The 26,235-nt window shown below is 47.5% G+C and carries 12 protein-coding genes; 4 read left to right on the top strand and 8 right to left on the bottom strand.

Annotated elements, in window-relative coordinates; all coding sequences use genetic code 11:
- Window positions 1-26: 26 nt before the first annotated feature.
- The 5 genes from LL912_RS18550 to LL912_RS18530 all read right to left on the bottom strand — a co-directional run bounded on the left by LL912_RS18550 (window position 27) and on the right by LL912_RS18530 (window position 10,050).
- Window positions 27-1,685 carry a DUF4998 domain-containing protein gene (locus LL912_RS18550; protein WP_235555096.1) on the bottom strand — a complete coding sequence of 553 codons (1,659 nt, stop codon included), beginning with the start codon at window positions 1,683-1,685 and terminating at the stop codon, window positions 27-29.
- Window positions 1,686-1,708: 23 nt separating this feature from the next.
- Window positions 1,709-2,974 carry a DUF4959 domain-containing protein gene (locus tag LL912_RS18545; protein ID WP_235555095.1) on the bottom strand — a complete coding sequence of 422 codons (1,266 nt, stop codon included), beginning with the start codon at window positions 2,972-2,974 and terminating at the stop codon, window positions 1,709-1,711.
- Window positions 2,975-3,009: 35 nt separating this feature from the next.
- Window positions 3,010-4,965 carry a RagB/SusD family nutrient uptake outer membrane protein gene (locus LL912_RS18540; protein ID WP_235555094.1) on the bottom strand — a complete coding sequence of 652 codons (1,956 nt, stop codon included), beginning with the start codon at window positions 4,963-4,965 and terminating at the stop codon, window positions 3,010-3,012.
- A 10-nt stretch (window positions 4,966-4,975) separates the two neighbouring features.
- Window positions 4,976-8,098, bottom strand: a complete 3,123-nt coding sequence (locus tag LL912_RS18535; RefSeq protein ID WP_235555093.1) for a SusC/RagA family TonB-linked outer membrane protein — start codon at window positions 8,096-8,098, stop codon at window positions 4,976-4,978.
- Between the two features lie 551 nt (window positions 8,099-8,649).
- Window positions 8,650-10,050: a M60 family metallopeptidase gene (locus tag LL912_RS18530; RefSeq protein ID WP_235555092.1), complete on the bottom strand. Its 1,401-nt coding sequence runs from the start codon at window positions 10,048-10,050 to the stop codon at window positions 8,650-8,652.
- 131 nt (window positions 10,051-10,181) lie between these two features.
- Between LL912_RS18530 and LL912_RS18525 the strand changes: the two genes are divergently transcribed.
- Window positions 10,182-11,414: a trans-sulfuration enzyme family protein gene (locus LL912_RS18525; protein ID WP_235555091.1), complete on the top strand. Its 1,233-nt coding sequence runs from the start codon at window positions 10,182-10,184 to the stop codon at window positions 11,412-11,414.
- Window positions 11,415-11,419: 5 nt separating this feature from the next.
- Here LL912_RS18525 and LL912_RS18520 read toward each other — a convergent pair whose 3' ends face one another.
- Both LL912_RS18520 and LL912_RS18515 read right to left on the bottom strand, forming a co-directional pair.
- Window positions 11,420-12,562: a serine hydrolase domain-containing protein gene (locus LL912_RS18520; protein WP_235555090.1), complete on the bottom strand. Its 1,143-nt coding sequence runs from the start codon at window positions 12,560-12,562 to the stop codon at window positions 11,420-11,422.
- A gap of 73 nt (window positions 12,563-12,635) precedes the next feature.
- Entirely contained in the window at window positions 12,636-13,790 is a 1,155-nt protein-coding gene (locus LL912_RS18515) for a helix-turn-helix domain-containing protein (protein WP_235555089.1), read from the bottom strand.
- Window positions 13,791-14,110: 320 nt separating this feature from the next.
- Here LL912_RS18515 and LL912_RS18510 point away from each other — a divergent pair, with 320 nt between their 5' ends.
- Window positions 14,111-22,807 (top strand): GH36-type glycosyl hydrolase domain-containing protein, encoded by an 8,697-nt coding sequence (locus LL912_RS18510; RefSeq protein WP_235555088.1) that lies wholly within the window; start codon window positions 14,111-14,113, stop codon window positions 22,805-22,807.
- A gap of 235 nt (window positions 22,808-23,042) precedes the next feature.
- Window positions 23,043-25,244: an alpha-galactosidase gene (locus tag LL912_RS18505; protein ID WP_235555087.1), complete on the top strand. Its 2,202-nt coding sequence runs from the start codon at window positions 23,043-23,045 to the stop codon at window positions 25,242-25,244.
- 124 nt (window positions 25,245-25,368) lie between these two features.
- Here the strand turns inward: LL912_RS18505 and LL912_RS18500 are convergent, their stop codons facing one another.
- Window positions 25,369-25,923, bottom strand: coding sequence for a sugar O-acetyltransferase (locus tag LL912_RS18500; RefSeq protein WP_235555086.1), 555 nt, complete (start codon window positions 25,921-25,923; stop codon window positions 25,369-25,371).
- 35 nt (window positions 25,924-25,958) lie between these two features.
- On the opposite strand from LL912_RS18500, the gene LL912_RS25995 reads away from it, so the two are divergent.
- Window positions 25,959-26,093 (top strand): hypothetical protein, encoded by a 135-nt coding sequence (locus LL912_RS25995; RefSeq protein WP_255785769.1) that lies wholly within the window; start codon window positions 25,959-25,961, stop codon window positions 26,091-26,093.
- Window positions 26,094-26,235: the final 142 nt, after the last annotated feature.

The following is a 26,235-nucleotide window of genomic DNA, read 5'->3' as shown; positions in this document are numbered from 1 at the left end:
AAAATGTAGTTATGTTGTTTCGTGATCTATTTACTAAACCGGAAGTTGGCAAAATAATAGGTAATATCCTGCGAAGGCGCAAAAGTAAGCGAGGGCTCTCCTCCAATGTTGATAACGATTACCCGGTTGTGCTTGCCCACACTCTGAGAAAGGTCTATAGTCTTATCTGTCCATTTTTCAAGCTCCGAATCATTAATCTTATTCGCATCCTTTCCATATTCCCAGTACTGCTGGCCGAAGCTGCTTTCTGTACCAAACGCCCACAGGTAGTTCATAATGCGCAACCAGAGACGCTGATAGGGCGCATACGTTCCTGACAATACAGACTTATTTGGAGCATATACCTTGAACTTTAAATTCTTGTACTGGGTCATATCAAACTCGTATTCTTTCGGAAGCTGAATAACGAGCGTTCCATTCTTAGCTCTTACGGTTGCTTTTACTACATTCTGCAGGTCGGTGCCTGCCGGATAGGTTGCTGCAGGTGCCTGTACATCCAGCTTCCAGTTTGCATCCTGTATTACGCCATCCAGCAAAAATGGCTGCAACGGAACAAGGAATTCATCAGGTTTATCAACGATTTCCACCACCCCGCTGCTCACATAGGGCGCCAGCAGGTTATCGATACCCATAGAGTTGGCAATATATTTTACTTTCGTCAGGGTACCCAGGTCCAACAGGTCCAGCAGATATTGCGTACTGGACAGCGGCATATCACCTACCCGTCTTGCAAATGGAACAATGGGGCCGCCACCAATGACATCTGTTACTCCATTCCGGTTATAACTGTTCTTTGTCATTTCAAAAATCGTTCCGCCGGTGAGGTCCAGTTCTTTTAAATTAGGGAAATAGAAAATATCCTGCAGAGTAGTAGTATGCACCGGGAATGTCAGCTTCTGTACGGGTGCCACGCCATCTGCGGTAAACGTGGTAATCCCGTTAGCCGTTAATATTGCCGCTTCAGCCGGAGCAAAAGGAGTGGAACTAGTAGGTATACTTATCTGGATCTTCCGCGGCACCCACACCGTATCCAGGATGGGCGTTCCATTGACCCTTGGAATAATCTTATAATTGATATCAATGGCTGCAGGAGTTCCCGGTGCCAGATTGCTCATCAATACCCTTGGATTTTGTGCACGTTCTCCTTCTTTTGCAGCCCCGGTCTTATCCTTATAGGAATATTGAAGGCCATAGTAAGTTAATACGGCAGAGGAAAGCCCGGTTGGCCAGGTTAATATTGCGGCAGCTGGTGAGGTAAGCGCCTGGGGTGAAGGGATTACCAGGTTAGCCACATCCGTTTCAGTATATGGGATCAACCCGATTTGCTGCGGCACGGATTTGTTTCCATTTTCGTCTATCGTATATATCTTGAACCGGTACAGTTTAGATACTTTAAGATCTTTGATGTTAAGCCATGAGGCAAGCGTGTCGATCGTGATCTTTTTATCATCATACTCCACTATCGTTTTCATGGCTTTTCCCAGCTTTATCTGACTGGCTGGGATCCTGCCGGCCTTCATCAGGTTAATCTCCACGCGTTCAAATCCCACGCGGCCAATAATGGTATCAAACCTGCCGGGATACACCGTTTCGCCGGCATATTTTTCGAGGTTATCATACATTTTGCCACAGGACAATATCAATACTGTACAAAGGAACAGGAGTATATATAGTTTATTGCTCATAACGCTGATATTTGGATTCTTATCTATTGCGATTTTTTTCCATAAAGAGTAATTTCAGACAGACAGTTCGCATCATCCAGGGTGTAGTTCCCTGAGAACCCTTTCAGTGCTTCAAACCGGAATTTTCGGGTGCGCTTCGTGTATTTTGGGTTATCCGGATACATATAGGCCATATCTCCGGCTTCTCCTTTTTTTACAAATTCAAGTTCCGTAAGACCAACAGGAACAGGTATTGTATATTGCATCACCGTGTCCCATTTGCTGCCGGCATCATCCCATATATATGTGCGATAAACACCCACATTTTCTGTGCGGTAGTACTGGCCCCTGCTTACATTGGCCAGCCCTCCCGAATGCCGCTGTGTGGTAACGATCCGGCTGATTTCATAGTAATCGCCCAGATCGATGATAAAGTTCCAGGGCATATTCCCATCTGCAGTTCTACCGGTGCGCCCGCGGCTTTGGGTATGCAGGAAATTGAGATTATCACCGCGGTCGATAATGTCATCAATTACCTTAAGGGATCTTCCTTCCAGCCCGTTTCCAAACATCATGGGCACTCCGCCAACGGAATCATTGGCATTAGGGATTGTCCAGGCCTGTTTGGGAATCTTCATGTCCTCATAAAGAGTGAAAGAGCCCTTATTCTCGAATTCGGTCGCATTCCCATAGACATCCTGTACTTTTACTTTCACGTTCACTTTTTCATCCGGTTTCAGGAACAGGTCGCTAACAAACCTTCTGTCTGTAGCCAGGTTTGAAGAAAACACAGTAGTTAATTTACGGTTTGTTCCCCCCTGCGGAAACTCGTATTCCACGTATACGTTTACGTTTTGTTTCAGCTCATTTTGCCAGTCAAGGAAAAATGAGCTAAAACCAGCCTTTGCCTGTATTGTTTTGGCCACCCTTGTGTAGGCCGGTTCCAGGGGCGTTACTTTTACATCCAGGGCTTCTGATTTGTTTCCAGACCGGTCCACTGCATACAGCTGGACGGTGTATTCATCAATACTTCCAAACCCGTATACATCCAGCGAATCCACAAAATAGGAAGCCATAAACTTAAACGACTGCCCGTTCTTATTGGTGTACAGGGCTTCAATGCCCAGCAGGTCTTCATCCTTGGGTACGGTGTAAAAGAAGCGGGCTCCGCCATACAAGGGTTTATAGTCCTTTAACGTAACCTTGCCGGGTGCGGTGCTATCACCACTTTCCGTTTCAAAACGGTCCTGTTTTTTGCACGCCGCCACCAGCATTAGTAATAATAGGGGTATAATCAGCTGATTTTTCATAATTCTTTTTATTAAATGCACTTCATTTAAAAGCCTTACCATCCCGGGTTCTGGATCAATTTTCCGTTTGTATTCATTTCGTTCAGATCAATCGGCCACAAACAATCGGTAATTGTAAACCGGCGCGATTGTTTATCTTCCAATATAAAGAAGGAAGGCGCGGTAGTTCCGGTATAGGTCCAGCCCCTGATGGGTGCAGAAAAAACGGATGCCGCTCTTTTATACCGGATCATATCCCAGAAATACTGTCCCTCGAAAGCAAATTCAACAGACCGTTCCTGTAAGATAATATCCCGCATTCCTTCTTTTGTGAGGTGTTTACCTGGATTCCGGCAAAGACTTGGATCGGACCATACAGCCTGCACATCAGGCACGCCAGCACGCCGGCGTACTTTGTTGATCTCATCATATACCTGGGAGCTCGGGCCACTAAGTTCATTCAGAGCTTCTGCCTTCATCAGGTACAGATCGGCCATACGGATTAGCGGAAAGGGGTATTTGATGGTCCGCTGCCAGGCTCCGGATTGCGATTCCGGATGTACAAATTTCTGAACGCCGATACCGGTAGCCAGATAATCGGTCTGGCTTATGGAAGAAAGGAATCCTCCAGCGGTACCGGAAAACATCATGGTCGGAATTAATTGCGTATGCGCTCTCCAATAGCCAGCAGTTATACCCAGGTTGGCATAAAAACGGGGTTCCCGGTTCATATAGAGTCGGATGGTTTGCGCACCAGGCTGCAGGTACCCTGCAAGAGGCTGATACTCCGCAGCGCCGGCTCCTGGAGTCGTCAGGATCTCGTACATACTACCCTTGTCAAAAGTTGCATCCTCATCAATAGGCAACCCGTTCTTTGTATAATAACGTTCTGCCATCTGGTAGGAGGCTCCCAGCCACTGCCAGGAGAATCCTGTATTGTCCACAACGCCTTCAAATCCTTTTGGTAGGCGTATATTGGATGCATGGCCCAGCTCGCCCTGGTTATAGTAGTCAATATTTGTATAGCCCCATACCACCTCTTCATTCCATGGATCACAGATCAGCATCCGGAGGTCATACAGCGTTTTCATATTGTCATTATTTACGCTGAATGCATCTCGGTCATACGCATAGGGTTCTCTGGTATAATGGTATAAACGATGGCCATTGGCTTCAGCAATGGTTATAGCCGAATCGATGGCATTGAGCGCTTCCTGCCATTTTGCCTGCTTATATTCCATTGGAAAGAAAGGCTGCCCGTCATGATCAAAAAAGTCGCCAAAATATTCCTGGTTGCCATTAAAGAAAGGACTGGCCCTGAAAAGCAGGATCCGGGCCTTGATGGCCCTGGCCACCACCTGGTCGATCTGCCCGGCATTGTTGGCGTCTGCCCGTTCATTCAGATCCGGAATGGCCTCATTGATCAGATTTAGTATGTATTGGAAACAATCTTCTACTTTGGAGCGCGGTAAGAAAAGGTCTTCCGGTTTCGACTCCGGTGTAGCCATTTTGTCTGGGATCACAATGGGACCATAATGTTGCACCAACAGGAACATGTAATAGGCTCTCAGCATTTTCACCTGTGCCTTCCATTCTTTCTTTTCCCCATCCTGCATATCTCTAACTTTATCAATATTGGCCAGGAACACATCCGTTTGACGGATGCCCTGGTATAGCGGCTTACCACCCTGTGTGCCGGACCAGAGGCCTAATTGCGGGGAAGTCATAGATTGCAGTCCACGCATAATACGCATAGCTCGCAGCTGGTCTGTATTATTATTCAGATCCAGACGGCCGATCCACTCATCACCAAGAGTCCAGGACGTTAAATGAGTATTATCATCCCTGGGAATATAATTGTAGGCTTTTGCCAGGGCGTTCCAGGCATCTGTTTTTGTATTAAAAATATCTTCCAGCTTCAGTGTATTATCCGGTACTACATCCAGATATTTTTTGCAGGAAACAACGGTAATCAGCAAAAGTGCAGATACAATAATGTTAAAAAATTTCATGTTCCTTTTTTTAAAATGACAATTGAATCCCGGCATTGATCCGTTTATTATTTGGATACCCAAGTCCCCGATCACGCATTTCCGGGTCCCAGAGTTTGAAGGAAGAAAATGTAAACAGGTTCTGCCCGCTGACATAAATGCGGCTGCCGTCTTTTATACCCCATTTTTTAAATTGCCGAAGGCTATAGCCCAGTTCAACAGACTGCAGCTTCAGGAATGACCCATCCCTTACCCACCAGGAGGATTGCTGAATATTGTTGTTAATCGGAAAGGTGGATAACCGGGGCCAGAACGCATGTACATTCGGATTGGTTTCACTCCAGTAGTCGTCCGCAATAATCGCCAGAGCGTTTCTCCTGAATGCAAAAGGAGCAATCCCTGCCCGCGAGTCGGAGCTGGATGCCGTCGCATCAATAAAAAAAGAAGTACGGGCGCTTCCATTGAAGAAAAACCCAAAGTCAAACATCTTATAGGTCATTGAAGCACCAAACCCGTATTGAACTTCGGGTACGGTAGGAAATCCAAGGGCTACACGGTCATTGCCATTTACGACCCCGTCTCCGTTCACATCTTTATACTTGATATCCCCGGCCATATAATCCCCAAAATCCTGTCTTGGTGAGTTGGCAATTTCAGCAGAATCCACAAAAAGTCGTTCAGCAATCAACCCCCACTCCTGGTTAATATTACTGCCCAGCCGTTTTAGGTATGCATCCGGAAAGTTTTTTTCGTCAATTTTTACCAGTTTGTTTGTAGCGTATGTAAAATTGGCCCTTGCAGAAAACCAGAAATCCTTGTTCATGCTCTTTTCGTAACTTAAAGAAGCTTCAAATCCTTTTGACAGTACCTCCCCCACGTTAGCGCTCACAGAAGCTTCCAGCCCGGCGGAAGCCGGAAAATTCTGGCGCGGCATATATATTTTACTTCTTCGGTCCCGGTAAAAATCAGCCTGCAGTTTTAAGGCCTCGTTGAAAAGATTCAGATCCAGTCCTGCATTCCATTTCTCAGACTGCTCCCATGTAATATCGGGGTTGGCGTAGCGATTTACCCGGTATCCGCCATACGAGTTCATGAACGATGTACCCCAGCGATAGCCGTTGTCCACAACCGTAGCCCCATTGTACAATGTAATATCAGAAAGGAAAAAGAAACGGTCTCGGCGTGCGGCAATGGCATCGTTACCTACCAATCCCCAGGATCCTCTCAGCTTAAGCGTGCTGATAAGGTCTTTCAACGGCTCCCAGAATTTTTCGTTGGAAACAGACCAGCCGGCACCCACAGAGGGGAAGAAGCCCCAGCGTTTGCTTCCGGTAAATTTCTCGGATCCCATATACGAATAACCAAACTCCATCAGGTAACGCCGGTCATAGGTATAATTGGCCCGACCGGAATTCCGCACATTTTTTTCGGGAAGCGCTTCAAAAATTGAAGTACTTCCAGAGGTAAGCAGTTTTTTCTCCATGGTACCTACCGTTGTTGCTGCCAGGCTGTGCGGGCCAAATGTACGTTCCCAGTTAAATAACAACTCGTAATAATAACGGCCGGAGGCATCTCTTACCGGGATAATATTGCCCAGGTAGGGCTGCCCGGAAGTAGGATTTAGCGGAAATAATTTATACGCTCCAGTAACCTGGTTGTACGACTCTATGTCGTAATAATAAGGCGAATATCCGCGTAGACCGGAATTCTCACTCCAGGTAGAAGCTGAAGCTTTTAGCTGTGCTCTCAGTCCTTTTAAAATCACCCCCAGGTCCTGCATCAATGTGGCCTGTGCCGTGATATCGGATGTATTCTTATCCTGATAGCCCCGAACCATCTGGGCATATGGATTGACCTTTAATGCTCCGTCAACAAAGCTGCCGCCAAACAAAACATGCTGAGTGTACTGGTTCGCAGAATCCGGTTCATATACTGCCGGGAAATCTACCGGATTGCTGAACATTACCATCCTGAACAGATCTGAAGCAGAAACATAAGGGCCATTATATCCTTCAAAACGCCCCTGAATGCGCGTATCCAATTTTGTAGTAGGCGATAATTTAAAAATCACATTGGAACGGATAAAATACCGTTCAATGTTAATATTGTTATTATACCGGTTGGTTTGATCTGTTCTCAGATAGCCAACCTCCTTATCCATCCCCATGGATACATAATAAGTGCCTACCTGTCCGCCACCGGAAATATTCACATTAGCCTTCAGGTTGGTAGCCGTAGGTTTGAACATGGTTTTGTACCAATCGATATTCGGGTAGATCATGGGGTTTTCATTATCGATGGTAGATTGTATCTTTTGCTCGGAATAATAAGGCCCCAAATTGGGATCCCGGGTAATGCGGGCCTCGTTATACAGCCTCATATAGGTAGGGCCATCCAGCATTTTTGGTGTGCGTACCGGGCTGGCCACATTTACGTCAAACCGCATATTAAAACCTACAGGGCCCTCTCTTCCGGCCTTAGTGGTTATCATCACAATGCCATTAGCGCCACGAGCCCCATACATTCCGGTAGCCAAGGCATCCTTCATAATGGAAAAAGACTCGATGTCATCCGGCTGCAGTCTGGCCAGATTGTCCATAGTAGATTCGAATCCGTCGATAAGTATCAGCGGTGCCGACTGATAGCCAAAGGTAGTAACACCACGTACAAAGAACTGGGCATTATCCGCGCCGGGTTCACCGGAAAGCGAGTAAGAAATCATCCCCGGAATCCTGCCGGCAAATGCACTGGTAAGGTTGGAAGCCGGTATCCGCAGATCTTTTGCGTTCACCGTTGTGATGGCTCCCACAACCGTAGCTTTTTTCTGTTTACCAAAGGCAACCACTGTTACCTCATCCATGTCGTTCTTGGCATTGTAGAGTAGCACTTCAAGAATGCTTTTATCACCCACTACTTCGGTGTACTCCTTTTTTCCAACAAACGAAAAAATAAGCGAGTCCCCAACGGCGGCGTCGATTTTAAACTCCCCGTTTTTGTCCGTAATTTTTTGAACCGGCTTATTGGCGATACTTACGGTAACGCCCCCGAGCGCAAGGCCGTCTTCAGCATTCTTTACAACTCCTGTTACGCTTTTGGTTTGGGCATGCCCGACCACGTAACTAAATACAAGTAGAGCTACCAATAGCAATCTCATACAATAATAGTTTGATTTCGTCCAATAAATTTATAAATCGATGTATCCAGAAAACAGCAAAACCAATATGGCAAATACTTGGTTTAGTACAATCTTTTACAAAGAAAATGATAGCAGTAATTCAATAATCATTTCCGTTTTAATGCTTCAATTTTAAAAAATAAGGATCTTATCAATTATGCATAGCATACTATTATTATTTATAGAATTAAACCTGATTGAATCAATTTATTTAAAACATATAGTTTCTTTATAAAAAAAATATATAAAGAATTTTTAAGTAACGCTATTTTTTTCCTTAAACGTTTAAACTTTAATAACGTTAATAAATTGTTAAATATCTATTACTGAAACGTTTTTGCAACAATGGCTGACCATATTTTAACATATTATTGGCAGCAACAACCCGAATACATTCCTATTTATTCTTTGTTTAAAACCCACTTCTAAAGACGCCGCCAGCAAGCCGTTGGAGCCCCGATTCGATCAACAGATCCGCCACGGAGTTGCATTTCTTTTTTTAATGAAGATTTGCGATGTTCTTCATTCAGCTATTCATCTTTTAATGTACTTGGATCGATATCCGGCTCCGGCAATCCCATGTTGGCCATTTCTGTATAAACAGATTCATTTGCCCTGAAGCCCCATTTTCGAAAGAAATCCGTTAGATTTTTTCCGGAAATGGTACAGGCTTTTAACATAAAATAGCGCATCTTATCTGCATCAGCAGACAAATTCGGTTTTTCCAGTCGCGTTTGTTTATGGAGATTTATATAAAATTGATCGCCAAATGCCAACCATAGCTGATGAAACATAAATAAACGGGTAAAATTTCCATCGGCCATTTGTGCATTCGAATTAAAATCTTTATTAGGATCTGCAAGCGCCAGGAAATTCATCGCATTGGTTGTTGGCGTTCCTTTTAGTCGGGTTGCACCGCCGCCGTTGATGGCCCGTTCCGCAGCCATTGTATAAATGTTAACTGTTACCTCTCCCAGCGTTGACCATTTCCAGGCCTGTTGCTGCCGCATATGTCCCAATTCATGCCAGGCGCCCCAGCCACTTGCAATGATCTTTGAAGCGGTCAGTGCCTCATCCATCAGGCCGGGCGCAAACCAGGTACGGTAATAACTCGCAGCTCCCCACAGATCGCGCTTATTCGATTCCGTCATCAGGATCTTATGAGTGGGTAACTGGTGTTCCGGTGCAGAACCATCCAACCCGCTGATGTAGTTTTCACCGTTATCAACGCCTTTATCAATTGTTTGTAATATAAAATTGGCAGCATCGCTGCCGGTATTGAGTGCCCGGCTTCTCTTAAAAACGAGGTATACATTTTTATTCAGCAACAAAGCTGCCGGCGACCTGGTATAAGCACTCAGCTGCGCCTGCCAGTCGGTGGTTTGATCCTTTATAAATACCGGTGCCCGTACGGCGCCCGTTTGAAATGTGATCCGCACTTTGGCTCCTGGTACAGCAGTAGTGGTATAACGGATCCAAAGCAGTCCGCCCAGCGGCTCCGCACTAATGGTATTTAAGCCCGCGGTAAGTTGTACAGACAAGGGATCCCAGCGAAGTGTATCAAATGAATATGTTCCGATCAACAGTTTGGGAAGCCGGGTACCTTCCAACTGTTCTACCTTTAAAGTAAGCGTTGTATTGGGTGGAAGATAAAAACCGGTGGGCTCAAAATCAGACCAGGGGTTGCCCTGCCGCAGCCGGTCTACCGATTCCTTAAAAGCATCTGTTTTTTCGCTAAACTCCTGCACTTCGGAGCCAATTGCATTTTTTGCTACCTTCACCGGCGAATCCGGATTTTTTGCATTGCCTGGTTCCACGCCCGGAGCCGGACGCTCTTCTGTTTTAACTGGTGCTGTTTTTTGACAGCCAAAGATCATAAACATTAAAAGGCTGGCCACTAACCAGGGCTTCATAAATACCGGTAATTTCATATAACAATGTCGCTTTTTACAAGGATACTTCCGCAAGAACTGTGCGCAAGTTTGGAACAATCGTTTGCGCAGATTTAAAAAAGAAGGATCGTTGACAAAACGCGCTCTGAATTTAAACAAGCATCATCAAAATGACACGCGATCAACCGCAACGTTTCGAAGATATCTGTTCCGCAGCTATTCATAGCATTCATGACGAAGGAAGCCTGCATAGTCATGCCATTCCTATCTATGCTACATCTACCTTTGTGTTTGACAGTGCCGAGCAGGGCATGAACCGGTTTGCCGCTACAGAGCCCGGATATATTTACTCCCGTTTTGCCAACCCCACCACCACAGCCGCTGAAAAGCTGATTGCTGCGTTGGAAGCGTTTGGCCTGAAAGATGAGCAGGGAACAGCATTACAATTAAAAGCATTGCTGCACGCCAGCGGACAAGGCGCACTGTCTACCCTTTGCTTTTCCTTACTAAAAAGCGGCGATATGGTGCTTACCAATACCGCCCTGTATGGCGGCACACATGAATTCTTTGCCTACCTCCTGAACCGATCAGGTATCCAGACATTATTTATTGATCTCTCGGACCTGAATGCCGTGGAACAGGCGCTGCACCAATATCCGCAGATCCGGCTGATTCATATCGAATCGCCCACAAACCCGCTGATGGGCTGTACCGATATGGAAGCCATCTGCAAGCTGGCAGCCCCTTACGGAATAAAAGTAAGTGTTGACAATACCTTTGCCACACCATACCTGCAGCAGCCCTTTGCTTTGGGCGTTGATTTTGTGTATCACTCCACTACAAAATTTCTAAACGGTCATGGCACCGCTATCGGCGGTGTACTGGTTGGGAAAGACATTGAATTTATGCGCACTACCGCTACAAAAACTTTTAAATTGCTGGGAGCTAATGCCAATGCTTTTGATGCATTCTTACTTATCAACGGCATTAAAACATTACCCCTGAGGATGCAGCAGCACAGCGCCAACGCCCAACACGTGGCGGAGTGGCTGAATGCACATCCTGCTGTAGCCAACGTAAACTATAACGGGCTGAAAACACACCCGGATTATGCCTTAAGTGCCCGGCAGATGCGGCACCCCGGCGCCGTACTTAGTTTTGAATTAAAAGGCGGCATTGAAGCAGGAAAACATTTTATCAACCGGCTGCGGATGTGTACCCGGGCCGTTTCACTGGGTACCGTAGATACGCTGATCTCCCATCCGGCATCCATGTCGCATGCCATTATGAAACCGGAGGAACGGTTAAAGGCCGGCATCACCGACGGATTGATCCGCATGAGTGTGGGCATTGAAGCAGTGGAAGATATTCTGGCAGATCTTGAGCAGGCGCTTTCCGGGTAGCCTGGTTAGTCTGCACACAGATCCAGGAATGCTACTGCAAATCCGGAAGCGCTCAATGTTTTATTCAGGTTACGGCGAAAAGGGTTAAAGAATCCGAAACCAAGCCCCGGAATGGGCTTTACAAGGTGATAAAATGGCCGGCTTAAATCCTGCGAATTAGCCAGTATGATAAAGGTCAGGCCCTTCTGCGGAATCTTTACAAAAAGTGCAGAATAACCCAACCACCAGCCTGTATGCCATAACAGCTTCATGCCCTTGTATTTTTTTACAAACCAACCCAGTCCATACTGGATGGTTTTCCCCCTGGGTGTTACATAGGGGGTAGTAATCTGTTGCCAGCTGTTGTCTGAGAGGAACCGTTTTTCATCAATGGCAACCGTGTATAAGGCCAGGTCAGAAACGCTGCTCATAATACCGGCAGCGGGATTAAATCCATATTGAAAGCGTACCGGCTCCAGTTTCCCATATTTCCAGTCGTAAGGCCGGGCTACTTTTTCAAGAAAGGCGGCCTTGTTATACCCTGTTAATGCGAAAGCGGTGCTGTCGTCTGTGCTGGGTGCCGTTTCTTTCATATGCAAAGGCAGCACGATCTCCTGCATCAGCAATTCGCCAAACGAATGCCCGGAAGCCCGGGCAATGGCCTTCCCGATTTCTCCATACCAACCACCATTATACCGGAACACATAACCGGGCTTAAACCCGTTAAACGTGTTCCCCATTGCCGTGTGCGTCATGAGGTGCTGTAAACGGATGCGTGGATCACTGCCCCACCGGGCACCCAGATTGATTCCATATTTACCAATGGGGTCACTGAGCAGCAGCCTTCCTGCGGCCACCTGCTGCATAAAAATAATCGATCCGAAAGTTTTGGTAACAGAAGCAATATGGTATACGGTATGTTCGTCCGGCCGTATCCGGCGGCCCACATCTGTATAGCCAAAACCCTTTTTCCAAACCAGTTGTTGTTTATTTACAATTCCGGCCGAAATGCCGGGGATGTGATAGCGTTGCCGCAGCTGTTCCAGCCTTGCTTCAAAAGCAGCCAGTTTCCCGGTGTTCAGGAAGATACTATCCGCTGCTTTTACGGAAACAGTCTGTGATATAGTGCGATGGGTACAGCAGGAAAAGAGCAACGTCGTCCCTGCCATGACAATGAAGTAGCATTTTAACATTATTGGGTTGTTTTCCGCAAAACTCCCCAGTATGTGTATATGCGCCAATTCAAATGCTGCTCAAATCGCGATTTGAGTTATATGCGGCATGTGATCCCGTATTATTTTTCCGGAATTCCGAGGGCGACATACCGGTTGTTTGTTTAAATACCCGTTGAAAAGTTGCAGGGGAATTAAATCCACAGTCATACGCCATTCCTGCAAAGGTCAATTGCGCCGCATCATCCGCCAGCAATTTTTCCTTAAATAAGGCCACCCTGTATCTGTTTACAAACTCGTTAAAATTAATTTGAAGGTGCTGGTTTAGCACTGCCGAAATGGTTTTAGCAGCCAGGCCCGTATGCCGTGCTACCATTTGCAGAGTAAGTTCCGTATTCAGGAACAACCGGTCCTGTTCCATGGTATTTTTTAAAAGGCCGATGGCGGCATCTACCACCGGCTCCGGCAACAATGCAGCATCCTGTTTTTTTTCTGTAACCTGTTGCTGCCAGGAAACCAAATATCCCTTGATGCCCAGCCAGTAGATCAGCAGGGTAATGGGTATATAGAGGGGGTACCAGTCCAGGTTGTCCAACATCCAGCCGGTGTACCGGGGAATCACATAGGGCACTAAATACACAAACCAGATACACAGGAACACGCCAAAAACGGTTGCAACCTGCTGTAACCACCTGAAACCTGCCGGATTTTTTTGTTTTCCGGCGGCAAGATACCGCAGGGTAAGTACGGTATAGAAGGCAAGTGATATCCATCTGGGAATATCAGAATATACATTATAGGTATCGATGGCTATACCCCAGGGGCGCGGATCGTTTTTAAGCAGCCCGGTCCATACACCCGCTACAAATAACCAGGCCATCAGCGGGCTACCCAGGTCTACAATAACCGGTAAGAATTGCATCCACTCTTTTCTTCCGATTTTAAATTCCGGTTCAAGAAATGACCGTACATAGAAATAGAGCAGTGGCCCCACCGGCATAACCACGATCAACGGAATAAGATTTGATAGAAAATTGAGCCATTTTGAATCAAACCAGCCAATATAAGATCCATATAAACAAAAACTTGCAAGCGTCAACAAAAAAATCAACAGTGCCAGCAGACGATTCGGCATACGCAGACGCCTGGAAAAAAACAACAGGCAGCTCACGATAAACCCCTGCATCGCACCCAGCAAAATAATGGTTTGCAGAAAACGCTCCATACTTTATAATTCACCGGTAAAATAATCATTTTTCATCAAAAAGAACCGTTCACCGGTTTCATGTCGATGTTAAAAAAAAGCGCTGCATTTTCTCCCGTCGGCCGCCGACACCATCCATAGTAAAAAAAAACATACCTTATAAATATCAATAAAACATCATTTTACATGGCATGTTTCTTGGAGGAGATCCAACGTATTTCAACAGACCGCATATGATCAGATCCGAAACCGGAAGGATGCGCCGGTGTTATTCTTTGCTTCTACAGGATAAGAATTAACTTTATAGATACAATCGGAATTCTGTAATTTTTTATTGGTAAATGACTATGAAAATTTCGAAGCCCGTTGATGATTTCGTAGTGCGCATGCGCGAGTTCCTTACAGGAGATGCTACTCCTGAGTTCAAAAAAGAAGAACCCTTCCGACTGGAATTGTTCAGCCATGACCAGATGCAACAACATGGCATTACCGTTGCCCGTTCGCACGTAGTGGCAGGCGGGCATCCGCCGGATAAAGTGTTACCCCGGCTGGATGACAATGAGGCGGTAATTGCAAAGGTTTACGATCTGCTCAACGATTCTGTGAGTTCCAAGCAGCCTATTGCCCCTGCCAGTGAATGGTTCCTGGACAACTATTACCTAATCAAGGAACAAATAGCGCTTGGAAGAACTCATTTACCCAAGGGATATAGCGAAACGCTCCCCATACTGGCAAAAGGAAGGTCTGCAGGTTTTCCCCGGGTGTACGATATCGCCCTGGAACTGATCGCCCACAGCGACGGGCACATCAGTATCGCCACTCTTACCGCCTTCATTGATGCCTATCAGACCATAACCCGCTTAACACTGGGTGAGCTTTGGGCCATTCCCATCATGCTACGCCTGGCCATTATTGAAAACATCCGCCGCATTGCTTCACGGGTAGCGCTGGATCGGCTGGAGAAAAATGTGGCGGTGTACTGGTCAGAACAACTGCTTGAAACGGCCCAAAAACATCCGCGCAATATTATCATTATTATTGCAGAAATGGCCAAGTCCAACCTGCGGCTGGACAGTGCTTTCGTAGCTGAATTTATCCGGCGGTTACAAGGCAGAGGTCAGGGGCTGGCCCTGCCGCTCACCTGGCTGGAAGAACGGCTGGCAGAAACCGGCAGCTCTTCAGTTGAACTGGTTAATATTGAGAACCAGAAACAAGCCACCGACCAGGTCTCCATCCGCAACTCCATCGAAAGCATCCGGTTGATCCGGAGCACCGATTGGCGCAGTTTTGTGGAACAAGTAAGCATTGTTGAAAAGATATTAAACACCGATGTTGATGGCATTTACGGTCAGATGGATTTTGTAACCCGAGACCGGTACCGGCATGTTGTAGAATGGGTAGGAAAGCACAGCAAACTGGAAGAATATCAGGTGGCGCAGCTCGCTATTGATCTTGCCAAAGAAAGCGCCGGTAAAGGAGCACCGCAACGACAGCATCACGTAGGTTATTATCTGGTAGATGAAAAAGGCCAACAAGTATTGATCCGGAAATCGGGTATGCGGATCTCTTTAAGACACCGGTTTAAAAACATGCTGAAACACAACCGGCTGCTTTCATATGCCGGTTCGGCCCTCTTTCTTTCGCTCCTGCTCAGTATCTGGATTGCGTTTTATGCTTACAGACAGGAAAGCGGCATCTACACTGCACTTATAATAGGCTTCGCTTCTTTTATCGCATGCAGCCAGGCCATTGTTATTCTCATCAACTGGATCGCCACGCTGATCGTAAAGCCGCGTCCGCTTCCCAAGATGGATTACTCCGACGGGATTCCTGATTCCGCTCGTACCGTGGTAGCTGTACCCAGCATGCTGTCCAGTGAAAAAGCCATCGAAGAACTGGCAGATGAACTGGAAGTACGCTACCTTGCCAATCCTGAAGAACAGCTCTATTTTGCCTTACTGACAGATTTTACAGATGCACCGGAGGAAACAATGCCGGAGGATGATGCATTGCTGGCTTATGCCCGCAAGCGCATAGAAGCCCTGAACCACCGGTATGTAAAAGAAGGCAATACCGGTAGCCGGTTCTTCCTTTTTCACCGGCCGCGGAAATGGAATCACTGCGAAAAAAAATGGATGGGACAGGAGCGCAAACGGGGCAAACTGGCAGAATTGAACAGTTTTTTAAGAGCCACGGGGCATTATGATTTTATGGAAATCACCGGAGACACCTCTTCCCTGAAAGCGGTCCGGTATGTGATCACCCTCGACGCAGATACCCAGCTGCCACGCGAAGCAGCCTGGAAACTGGTAGCCACCATGGCCCACCCTTTGAACCAACCGGTGCTTAATACCCAGCAGACGCGGGTGGTAGACGGGTATGGCATTTTACAACCGCGTACCTCTGTAAGCATTCCTAGGAGTAACAGCAGTTATTATGCAAAAATGCACAGTAATGATTCCGGGCTCGACCCCTATACACGCCTGGTGTCGGACGTGTACCAGGACCTCTTTTCCGAAGGTTCCTTTGTAGGAAAAGGCATCTATGATATCGACGTTTTTGAAACCGTACTGGGCGATACCTTTCCTCCCAACCGCATTCTAAGTCACGACCTGCTGGAAGGATCTTATGTCCGCTCCGGACTTGTAACCGATGTGGAATTGTTTGAGGAACACCCTGAAACTTACTGGGCAGATGCCAGCCGCCGCCACCGCTGGATACGGGGCGACTGGCAGATTGCCAGCTGGGGAACCCCCTTTGTGCCAGGCAAAGAGCGCAAACTCCGCCGGAATTTTATATCCAGCCTCTCCCGGTGGAAGATATGGGATAATATCCGCAGAAGCCTGGTGGCACCGGCCATGATGGTGTTTTTAGTAATGGGATGGGCCTTTGTACCTCATCCACAATTATGGACCCTTCTTTTTTTTACAGCCTGGTTGCTTCCCTTAATCGCCAGTTCCGTCTGGCAATTATTTCACAAGCCGGAAAGTATGCACTGGCGGGCGCATCTTCTGGAAATAAGAGGCACTATTATCAGCAGTCTTGCCCACATCCTGTTTAATATCCTTTGTCTTCCTTTTGAGGCCATCCAAAACCTGGACGCCATTTTCCGGGCTAACTGGCGCTTGTTGGTCTCTCACCGCCGGCTGCTGCAATGGACCCCTTCCGGGATGTCGAACGGAAAACAAAAGACCCTGCTTCAGGCATATATTTATATGTGGGCCTCCGTACTGGTTCCGGCGGTTATCCTTGCGTTGCTGATCATCATCAACCCAACGGTCCTTTGGATGGCCAGCCCCATACTTGCAGGATGGCTGCTGGCACCAGCCATCGCCTGGCAGATCAGTAATCCATCAGCAAGAAGAGCCGTTGATCTGTCTTCAAAAGACAGAGACCGGCTCCATTTTTATGCCCGCAAAACCTGGGCATATTTTGAAGATTTTATAGCCCAGGAAGATAATTGGCTGGCGCCGGATAATTACCAGGAACACCCCATAGCATCGCTGGCACACCGCACCTCTCCCACCAATATCGGCCTCGCATTGCTCTCTAATTTATCTGCCTACGATTTTGGATATCTGTCTGTTAACAAACTGGCAGAACGAACGTATAAAACCTTCGAATCCCTTGCTGCACTGGAACGCTATCGCGGGCATTTCTACAACTGGTACGATACCGTTTCACTGGTACCCCTGCAACCCAAGTATGTTTCTTCCGTAGACAGCGGCAACCTTATCGCCAGTCTCATCCTGCTACGGCAGGGACTTGAAGAGATCCGCCAGGAAAAACTCTTTAAACAACAACATATCAACGGCCTTCTGGATGTCTTTGCCGTTTTAAAAAGCGTTTGTGATAAAAAAACTCAGACGGAGCTACTGGCACCAACGGGCAAGCTCCTAAACAACCTGAAAGGTTCTTTTCCACTTTCATTGCATGAGCTGGTAGCTCAGCTGAATGCATTGCAGGAACAGGCGGATCTTTTAAAAAACCATCCCCATATGGCTGAAAACACGGAAGCGCAGGACTGGGCAGCACGTTTGGAAACCCAGTTAACGGACCTGGTTACCTGCATCCGCACTTTCTGTCCCTGGGTGCTCCATTTACCCGTTCCGGATGCCTATTCCCGGTTACAAATACTGGAAGAAGTGCCCTCCATTAATAATATCCTGGAATTGCAACGTATATTGCCCGATTATATCAATGCATTCATTAAAGAAGCCGGAAGCAGTACTGAGAAAGAACACCTAGACCATCTGCTAAAGGCACTGGAAACAGGAGCAGCTTCCGCCACCCGGTTCCTGTCAGGACTTGAAAAGATAAAAGATAGTTGTGTTGATTTTTCAACGGCAGATTATGATTTCCTGTATAATAAATCTCAGCATCTTTTCCATATCGGCTACAATGTAAGCGAGGATGCTGCTGATAAAAGCTACTATGATATGCTGGCCTCCGAAGCCCGCCTGGGTATTTTTACAGCTATCGCGCAGGGTAAGATCCCGCAAACCGCCTGGTTTACACTGGGACGACTGGTAACCAACCTGGGAAACAACCCGGTGCTCCTGTCCTGGAGCGGATCCATGTTCGAATACCTGATGCCCCAGTTGCTGATGCCTTCTTACGAAAATACATTGCTGGACCGCAGTAATAAAGGCGCTGTAAAAAACCAGATCGAGTACGGCAATAAAAACAATATTCCATGGGGTATTTCCGAATCGGGTTATAACCTGGTAGATACCAGCCTGCATTATCAGTACCAGTCGTTCGGCATACCCGGCCTGGGCCTGAAAAGGGGCCTGGCTAATGACCTGGTCATTGCTCCGTATGCCACCATGATGGCGTTAATGATTGATCCGGCGGAAGCGATGGATAACCTCCGGACCCTTTCTCAAAAAGGGTTTGAAGGTCGTTACGGGTTTTATGAAGCCATCGACTATACACCTTCCCGGATGCCACGGGGCCAGTCATATACTATTATCAAATCCTTTATGGTGCACCATCAGGGAATGAGTTTTCTATCCATGGCCAACCTCCTGTTAGACAAAAAAATGCAGGAGCGGTTTATACGCGACCCGCAGTTCCAGTCTGCCCTGCTTTTGCTTCAGGAAAAGGCACCGCGCTCTACCAACTTTTATGAGCATACAGAAGATAACAGTGTCCGGCAAACCATCTCCCATGAATCGCATATGCGGGTGCTCACAACTCCAAACACCCCCATTCCGGAAGTACAGCTGCTCTCCAACGGAAGATATGCACTTATGATCAGCAACGGCGGTGGCGGCTACAGTCGCTGGAAAGGTATTGCGTTAAACCGCTGGAGGGAAGACACCACATTAGATAACTGGGGCGTGTTCTGTTATATAAAAGACATGAGCACCGGCCATTTCTGGTCCAATACCTATCAGCCCACGCTCCGGAAAAGCAAGGCTTATGAAACGGTTTTTTCCCAGGGGCATATCGTATTCCGGCGTGTAGATGATGGCTTTGAAACGAAAACGGATATTGTTGTTTCCCCCGAAGACGATGTAGAGATCCGTCGCATCCGGATTACCAACCGGTCGGCCTCCACCAAAACCATAGAGGTTACGAGTTTTGGAGAAGTAGTCCTGGCCGACCAGGCAGCAGATGAAGCACATCCGGCCTTCAGCAATTTATTTGTACAAACGGAAATAGAAAAGGATGCCAGCGCCATTCTCTGCACCCGCAGACCCAGGGCCCGGAAGGATACACCTCCCTGGATGTTTCACACATTTATGGTGAATGGTGCAACCAGCGACCAGGTATCCTATGAAACGGACCGGATGCGGTTTATTGGACGCGGCCGCTCCATTGCAGCACCAGCAGCCATCCTCCAGGATGGCCCGCTCTCTGGTACAGCCGGCTCGGTGCTGGACCCCATTATAGCCATCCGGCACCGCGTTACACTCAAAGCCCGGCAAACGGTAACCTTCGACCTGGTATTGGGGGTTGGCGAATCAAAAGAGCTTTGTATGGGTCTGTTGGCAAAATACCAGGACCGGTACATTAAAAACAGGGTATTTGAACTAGCCTGGACACATAGCCAGGTGCTGCTGCGCCAGATCAACGCTACAGAGGTAGAAGCCCAGCTTTTCAATGCCATTGCCGGCTCAATTATTTACGCCAACAACAATTTCCGGACAGCACCTTCAGTTATTGAAAGTAACTTAAAAGGACAGCCTGGCCTCTGGAGCTATGCGATCTCCGGCGATCTGCCCATTGTGCTGGTCCGCGTAAAAGACAGCAACAATATCGACCTGGTAAAACAGTTAATCAAAGCACATTCCTACTGGTCGCTGAAAGCGCTACGGGTGGATCTTGTGATCTGGAATGATGATTTTGGGTCTTATCGCCAGGTATTCCAGGACCAGGTGATCGGGTTTATCACCGCCACCAGTGGCGGGGTACTGGATCAGCCGGGCGGTATTTTTGTAAGAGCGGGTGACCAGATCTCCAGCGAAGACCGTATCCTGTTCCAAACCGTAGCCCGCGTTATTTTTGACGATGACAAAGGCACCCTGGCTGAACAGGTGCTCAGAAAAACACCGGCAAAAGGATTACCGGAACCGCTTGCCGTACAATTGCGGCATCCCAAAACAGACCTACAGCAAAGCGTTGCCCTGCCCAGTCATCTTCTCTTCAACAATAAAACCGGCGGATTTACACAAGATGGTAAAGAATACATCCTGGAATCGGGCCAGCAGAAAAAATCGCCTGCCCCCTGGTGCAATATCATTGCCAATAAAGAGATCGGGTCCATTCTCTCCGAAAGCGGATCCGCTTATACCTGGGTTGATAATGCCCAGGCATTCCGGCTCACACCCTGGCAAAACGACCCGGTAACCGATACCTGCGGCGAAGCCTATTACATACGGGACGAAGAAACCGGTATTTACTGGTCGCCCACCCCGCTGCCTGCCCCCGGTAAGCATGCCTATATTACCCGGCATGGCTTCGGGTACTCGGTTTACGAACATATACACTACGGAATCGCTTCCGAATTGTGGGTTTATGTTGACGAAGCCCTGCCCGTGAAATATATGGTCTTAAAGCTGCGGAACCTTACAGGACAGGAACGTAAGCTGTCGGTAACCGGGTACGTGGAATGGGTGCTGGGTGATCTGGCACATAAAAACAAAATGTTTGTGGTAGCCGACAAGGATCCGCAGACAAATGTGTTGTTTGCGCGCAATCGTTACAATTCAGCCTTTTCAGAAAAAGTGGCTTTTTTTGATACCGATGCCCGCGAAAAAACGTTTACCTGCGATCGTACCGAATTTATCGGGAGGAACGGTACACGCACCCGACCTGAGGCGCTTTTGAGAAAAAACCTGTCCGGGCGGGCCGGCGCCGGTCTCGATCCCTGTACTGCGTTGCAGGCCATGCTGCAGCTCGCACCGGAAGAAGAACAGGAAGTTGTATTTCGCCTTGGTGCAGGAAAGAACGAGCAGGAAACCCGCGAACTGGTACAAAAAATAAAAGGATTGGCATTTGCCCGCGAAGCCCGGTTAAAGGTACATGATCAATGGAACCGGATCCTTGGCGCCATTGTTGTAAAAACTCCGGATGAAGCGATGAATGTAATGACCAATGGCTGGTGGCTGTACCAGGCACTGGCCTGCCGGGTGTGGGGAAGAAGCGGTTTTTATCAATCTGGCGGTGCTTTTGGATTCCGTGATCAGCTTCAGGATGTGCTGGCTTTGATGCATACCACGCCCGAAATTACAAAAGAGCAGATACTCCTCGCCGCTTCCAGGCAATTTAAAGAAGGGGATGTACAGCACTGGTGGCACCCACCCACGGGTCGCGGAGTACGCACCACCTGCTCAGACGATTATCTCTGGCTTCCGTATGTTACGGCAAGGTATATTACCGCCACAGGCGACAAAGAAATATTAAATGAATACGTATCTTTTATCGACGGACGTCCGCTCCAGCCCGATGAGGAGTCATATTACGATCTGCCGGTGTTCCTGAACCATTGGGAGACCCTGTACAATCACTGTAAGCACGCCATTCGCCATGGATTAAGATTCGGACAGCATGGACTGCCGCTGATCGGTTCGGGCGACTGGAATGATGGTATGGATAAAGTAGGCGAACACGGAAAGGGCGAAAGTGTATGGCTGGCATTTTTCCTTTACGATATACTTACGCATTTCGCTGCCATTGCGGAAGACTATGGCGATGAAGATTTTACCACGCTTTGTAAAGCGGAAGCCGAAAAATTAAAGGTACATATTCACGATAACGCCTGGGATGGCAAATGGTACCGGCGCGCCTATTTTGACGATGGTACCCCGTTGGGATCTGCGTCCAACGAAGAATGCAGGATTGATTCCATTTCCCAAAGCTGGTCCTTGCTATCCGGCGGGGGAGAACCAGAGCGGAGCCTGCAGGGAATGCATGCATTGAACGAATACCTGGTAGACCGCAGGAATCAGATCATTAAACTGCTTACACCTCCCTTCGATAAATCCGACCTTTACCCCGGATACATCAAAGGGTACGTGCCAGGCGTCCGGGAAAATGGCGGCCAGTATACCCACGCCGCCATCTGGACCATTATGGCATTCGCAGCACTGAAAGATAAAGAGCGGGTATGGGAACTATTTTCAATGGTAAACCCTGTCAACCACGCACGCACACCACAGGATGTTGAAAAATACAAAGTGGAGCCCTATGTAATGGCCGCAGATGTTTATGGGGCGCCGCCGCATGAAGGCCGGGGTGGCTGGACCTGGTACACGGGTTCTGCCGGGTGGACTTATCAGTTGGCGATTGGTTCTATCCTGGGATTGCACCGGGAAGGTAATCGTCTTTACATCAACCCCTGCATTCCGGATACATGGGAAGGTTATGAGATCCGGTACCGGTTTGGTAATACCTATTATAATCTTAATGTTAAGAATGAAAAAAAAGAAGGCCGTATCCTGTTTCGTGAAAACGGGCAACCGCTGAACGAGCCGTTTATCACATTGCAGGATGACGGGAATGAACATCATATAACAGTGGGGCTGTAGACCTCCGGTCCATCTGGATCATTAAGATCCTTTGGCACGGGTGCATATAACTGTCTGGCCATTGCTGATGGATTAAAATGAAGATAAGCGCCGTAAGTGCTTATGTACATGCTGAGGCATTCAACATATGCCTACCGCCGGCCAGGCAAATTCATCTGCCTGTTTTAGTGGTTTGCAGCAAAATCATCACGAATGAAGTATTTTCGCTCTGTACAGAAATACAGCACTCATTCATATGAAAAAAATTGGCTTATTAATCATCGGTCTTGTTGTCCTCAGCCACCTATCGGGAACCATCGCCGCACAGATCATCATTCCTGTTGAAACCAGGAATGTAGCCGTGGTACTGCAAACGGATAAAAACAATCATCTAAAGATTATTCATACCGGGAAAAAATTACAGGAGCCCGAAGAATATGCGATGTTAGACCGGATGTACCATCTTACCGGCGATGGCGGCAGCTCCAACAACAGCGCTTTTGCAGTGGCAGGGATCGATAATAATTTTTCCGAACCGGCTATTGCGGTGGTGCACGCAGACGGCAATCATTCGCTCGATCTCCGTTATGAGAACAAAACCATCGCCAATGAAGACGGTGCCATCCTTACAAAAATCACTTTAAAGGATGCGGTATACCCTTTTTATGTAGACCTTTTCTTCAAAGCCTGGAAGGAAGAAGATGTTATTGAGCAATGGAGCACGATCCGGCATTCAGAAAAAGGAATTGTAACCCTCAACAAATATGCCTCGGCCAATCTTTATTTTTATAATAAGGATTATTATCTTACCAGCTATAATGGCAACTGGGCAAAAGAAATGCAGCCGGAGCATACACAACTCAGGCAGGGCATGCATACCATTCAGTCGCGACTGGGCACCCGCGAGAACCTCATCGGCTCACCCAATTTTATGCTGGCACTGGACGCACCAGCTACAGAAACCAGCGGTACAGTAATGCTCGGACAGATCGCCTGGAACGGAAATTATTCCATCCAATTTGAAACGGATATCAATAAAAAAATGCACCTGGTAGCAGGTATCAACCCCTACCAGTCTGCCTATAGCCTTAAACCGGGAACCACATTTGAAACCCCTCGGTTTACCTATACCCTGTCGTTTGCCGGAACTGGTACCGGCAGCCGCAATCTGCAAACCTGGCTGCGCAACCACCAGCTGCTGGATGGCAACGGCCAGCGGCTTACCCTGCTGAACAACTGGGAGGCCACTTATTTTGACTTTGACCAGGAAAAGCTGGTAGGTCTTTTTAAGGGAGCCAGGGACCTGGGCGTAGACCTGTTCCTGCTGGACGATGGCTGGTTTGGTAATAAATATCCCAGGAATGGAGATAAGGCAGGACTGGGCGACTGGCAGGAGAATAAAAAAAAGCTTCCGGATGGCCTTCCTTACCTGGTTAACGAAGCTGGCAAACAGGGCGTCAAATTTGGTATCTGGATAGAACCGGAAATGATAAATCCTAAAAGTGAATTGTATGAAAAGCATCTTGATTGGGTACTGCGGGAGCCGCAGCGCCCGGAGATCTATTACCGCAATCAGCTGGTACTGGACCTTACCAATCCCCAGGTGCAGGACTTTGTGTTTGGGGTGGTAGATGGCTTATTTCAAAAGAACCCTGACCTGGCCTTTATCAAGTGGGATTGCAATGCTCCGATTTTTAACGGGCACTCTCAATACCTGGAGAAAAATAAGATCCCGCAATCCCATTTATACGTGGAGTATACACGGGGGCTGGAAAAAGTATTACAGCGTATCCGCGCTAAATATCCCAAAGTGCCCATGATGCTTTGCTCCGGTGGCGGAGGCCGCTCGGACTACAATTCCCTGAAATATTTTACCGAGTTCTGGCTGAGCGATGATACCGATCCGCTGGAGCGTGTATTCATTCAATGGAATTACTCCTATTATTACCCGGCTATTGCCATGTGTAACCATGTAACCGATTGGGGCAAACAGCCGCTAAAATACCGGGTAGATGTGGCTTCGATGGGCAAGCTTGGATTTGATATCCGCGCCAACGAGCTCAAACCGGAGGACCGATCTTTCTGTCAGCAAGCGGTTAACAATTACAATGGCTTTAAAGACATTGTATGGCATGGTGATCTGTTCCGGCTGGTAAATCCCTACGAAAACGATCTGGCGTCGCTTATATTCGTTAATAAAGACCGGAGCAAGGCCGTTATGTTCAACTATCTTACCAATTCGAGATATATCAGCGAAGCTGCTGTAAACCCCATTCGCCTGCAGGGCCTTGATGCCGCAAAAAAATACCGGATCAGGGAACTCAATCTCTACAACAATCAAAAGCCCGGTATCGACGAAAGCAAAACGTACAGCGGCGATTTTTTAATGACCATCGGGCTTAATCCCAATGTAACCCTGAGCCGCACCAGCGTGGTGTTAAGTATAGAAGCATTGTAAGATTTCATGATAAGCCGGATCCATTCTATTAAAATCTGCGTCTGCAATGGTTTGTTAAGAAACAAACCATTGCAGGCACCCCGTCAGCAAAGGCACTGTCCCGGAACGAAGCGAAGGTTTCAGGCTACACATTTTTAATGACCCGGGCAGGATTGCCTGCAGCAAAGCTATTTGCCGGCACATCCCGTTTTACCACGCTGCCGGCGCCAATCACGCAGTTATCGCCAATGTGTACCCCGGGCAATATGGTAACATTGCCGCCTACCCAAACACTATTGCCGATAACTACTTCCTTTGCATATTCGAGACCAGTGTTCCGCTCAGCAGCATTCATTGGATGCAAGGGTGTATAGATCTGCACACCAGGCCCAAACATGCAATGATTGCCGATGGTTACCGGCATTGTATCGAGGATGGTGCAATTGAAGTTAAAAAATACATGATTCCCTATGTATATATTAACGCCGTAATCACAGAAGAAAGGGCCTTCAATATAAAGTCCCTTTCCCTGGCTGGGGATCAGCTTTCTAAGAATAGAGGCTTTGGCGTCATGTTCCGTCGCATGGCATTGGTTATACTCCTGGCAAAGGCGGTGCGCCCGGTCACTCATCGCCCGTAGCTCAGGATCTGCGGGGGAATAAAGTGCCCCTGAAAGCATTTTTTCCTTTTCGGTGATCATTGAAGATGCTATTGGTAAACAGTAAATATAACCAATTGGAAAAGGATGACAAACTTTCGGTAACCAGGGGCACTTCAAATTTTCGTTACCGTCATGCCGACCGAAGTGAAGGCATCTACAAAAAACAGGGGGGCTTCTCGATGATACTCGAAGTGACGTTGAAAGAATAATCTTTTTAGGCGAAAATTTGAAATGTACCCGCAACCAGCGCGGGAGGAGTGATGTTTTAAACAAATTGTATCCTTAACTATGGCTACTATAAAAACACGATGGTTATACCGTTGGGCAGATACATCGACCTGCTAACTGATT

The organism is Niabella agricola (genome assembly GCF_021538615.1).
GTDB classification, from domain to species: domain Bacteria; phylum Bacteroidota; class Bacteroidia; order Chitinophagales; family Chitinophagaceae; genus Niabella; species Niabella agricola.
Note: the sequence above shows the minus strand (reverse complement) of the source record. Positions and strands in the feature narration are given on the sequence as shown.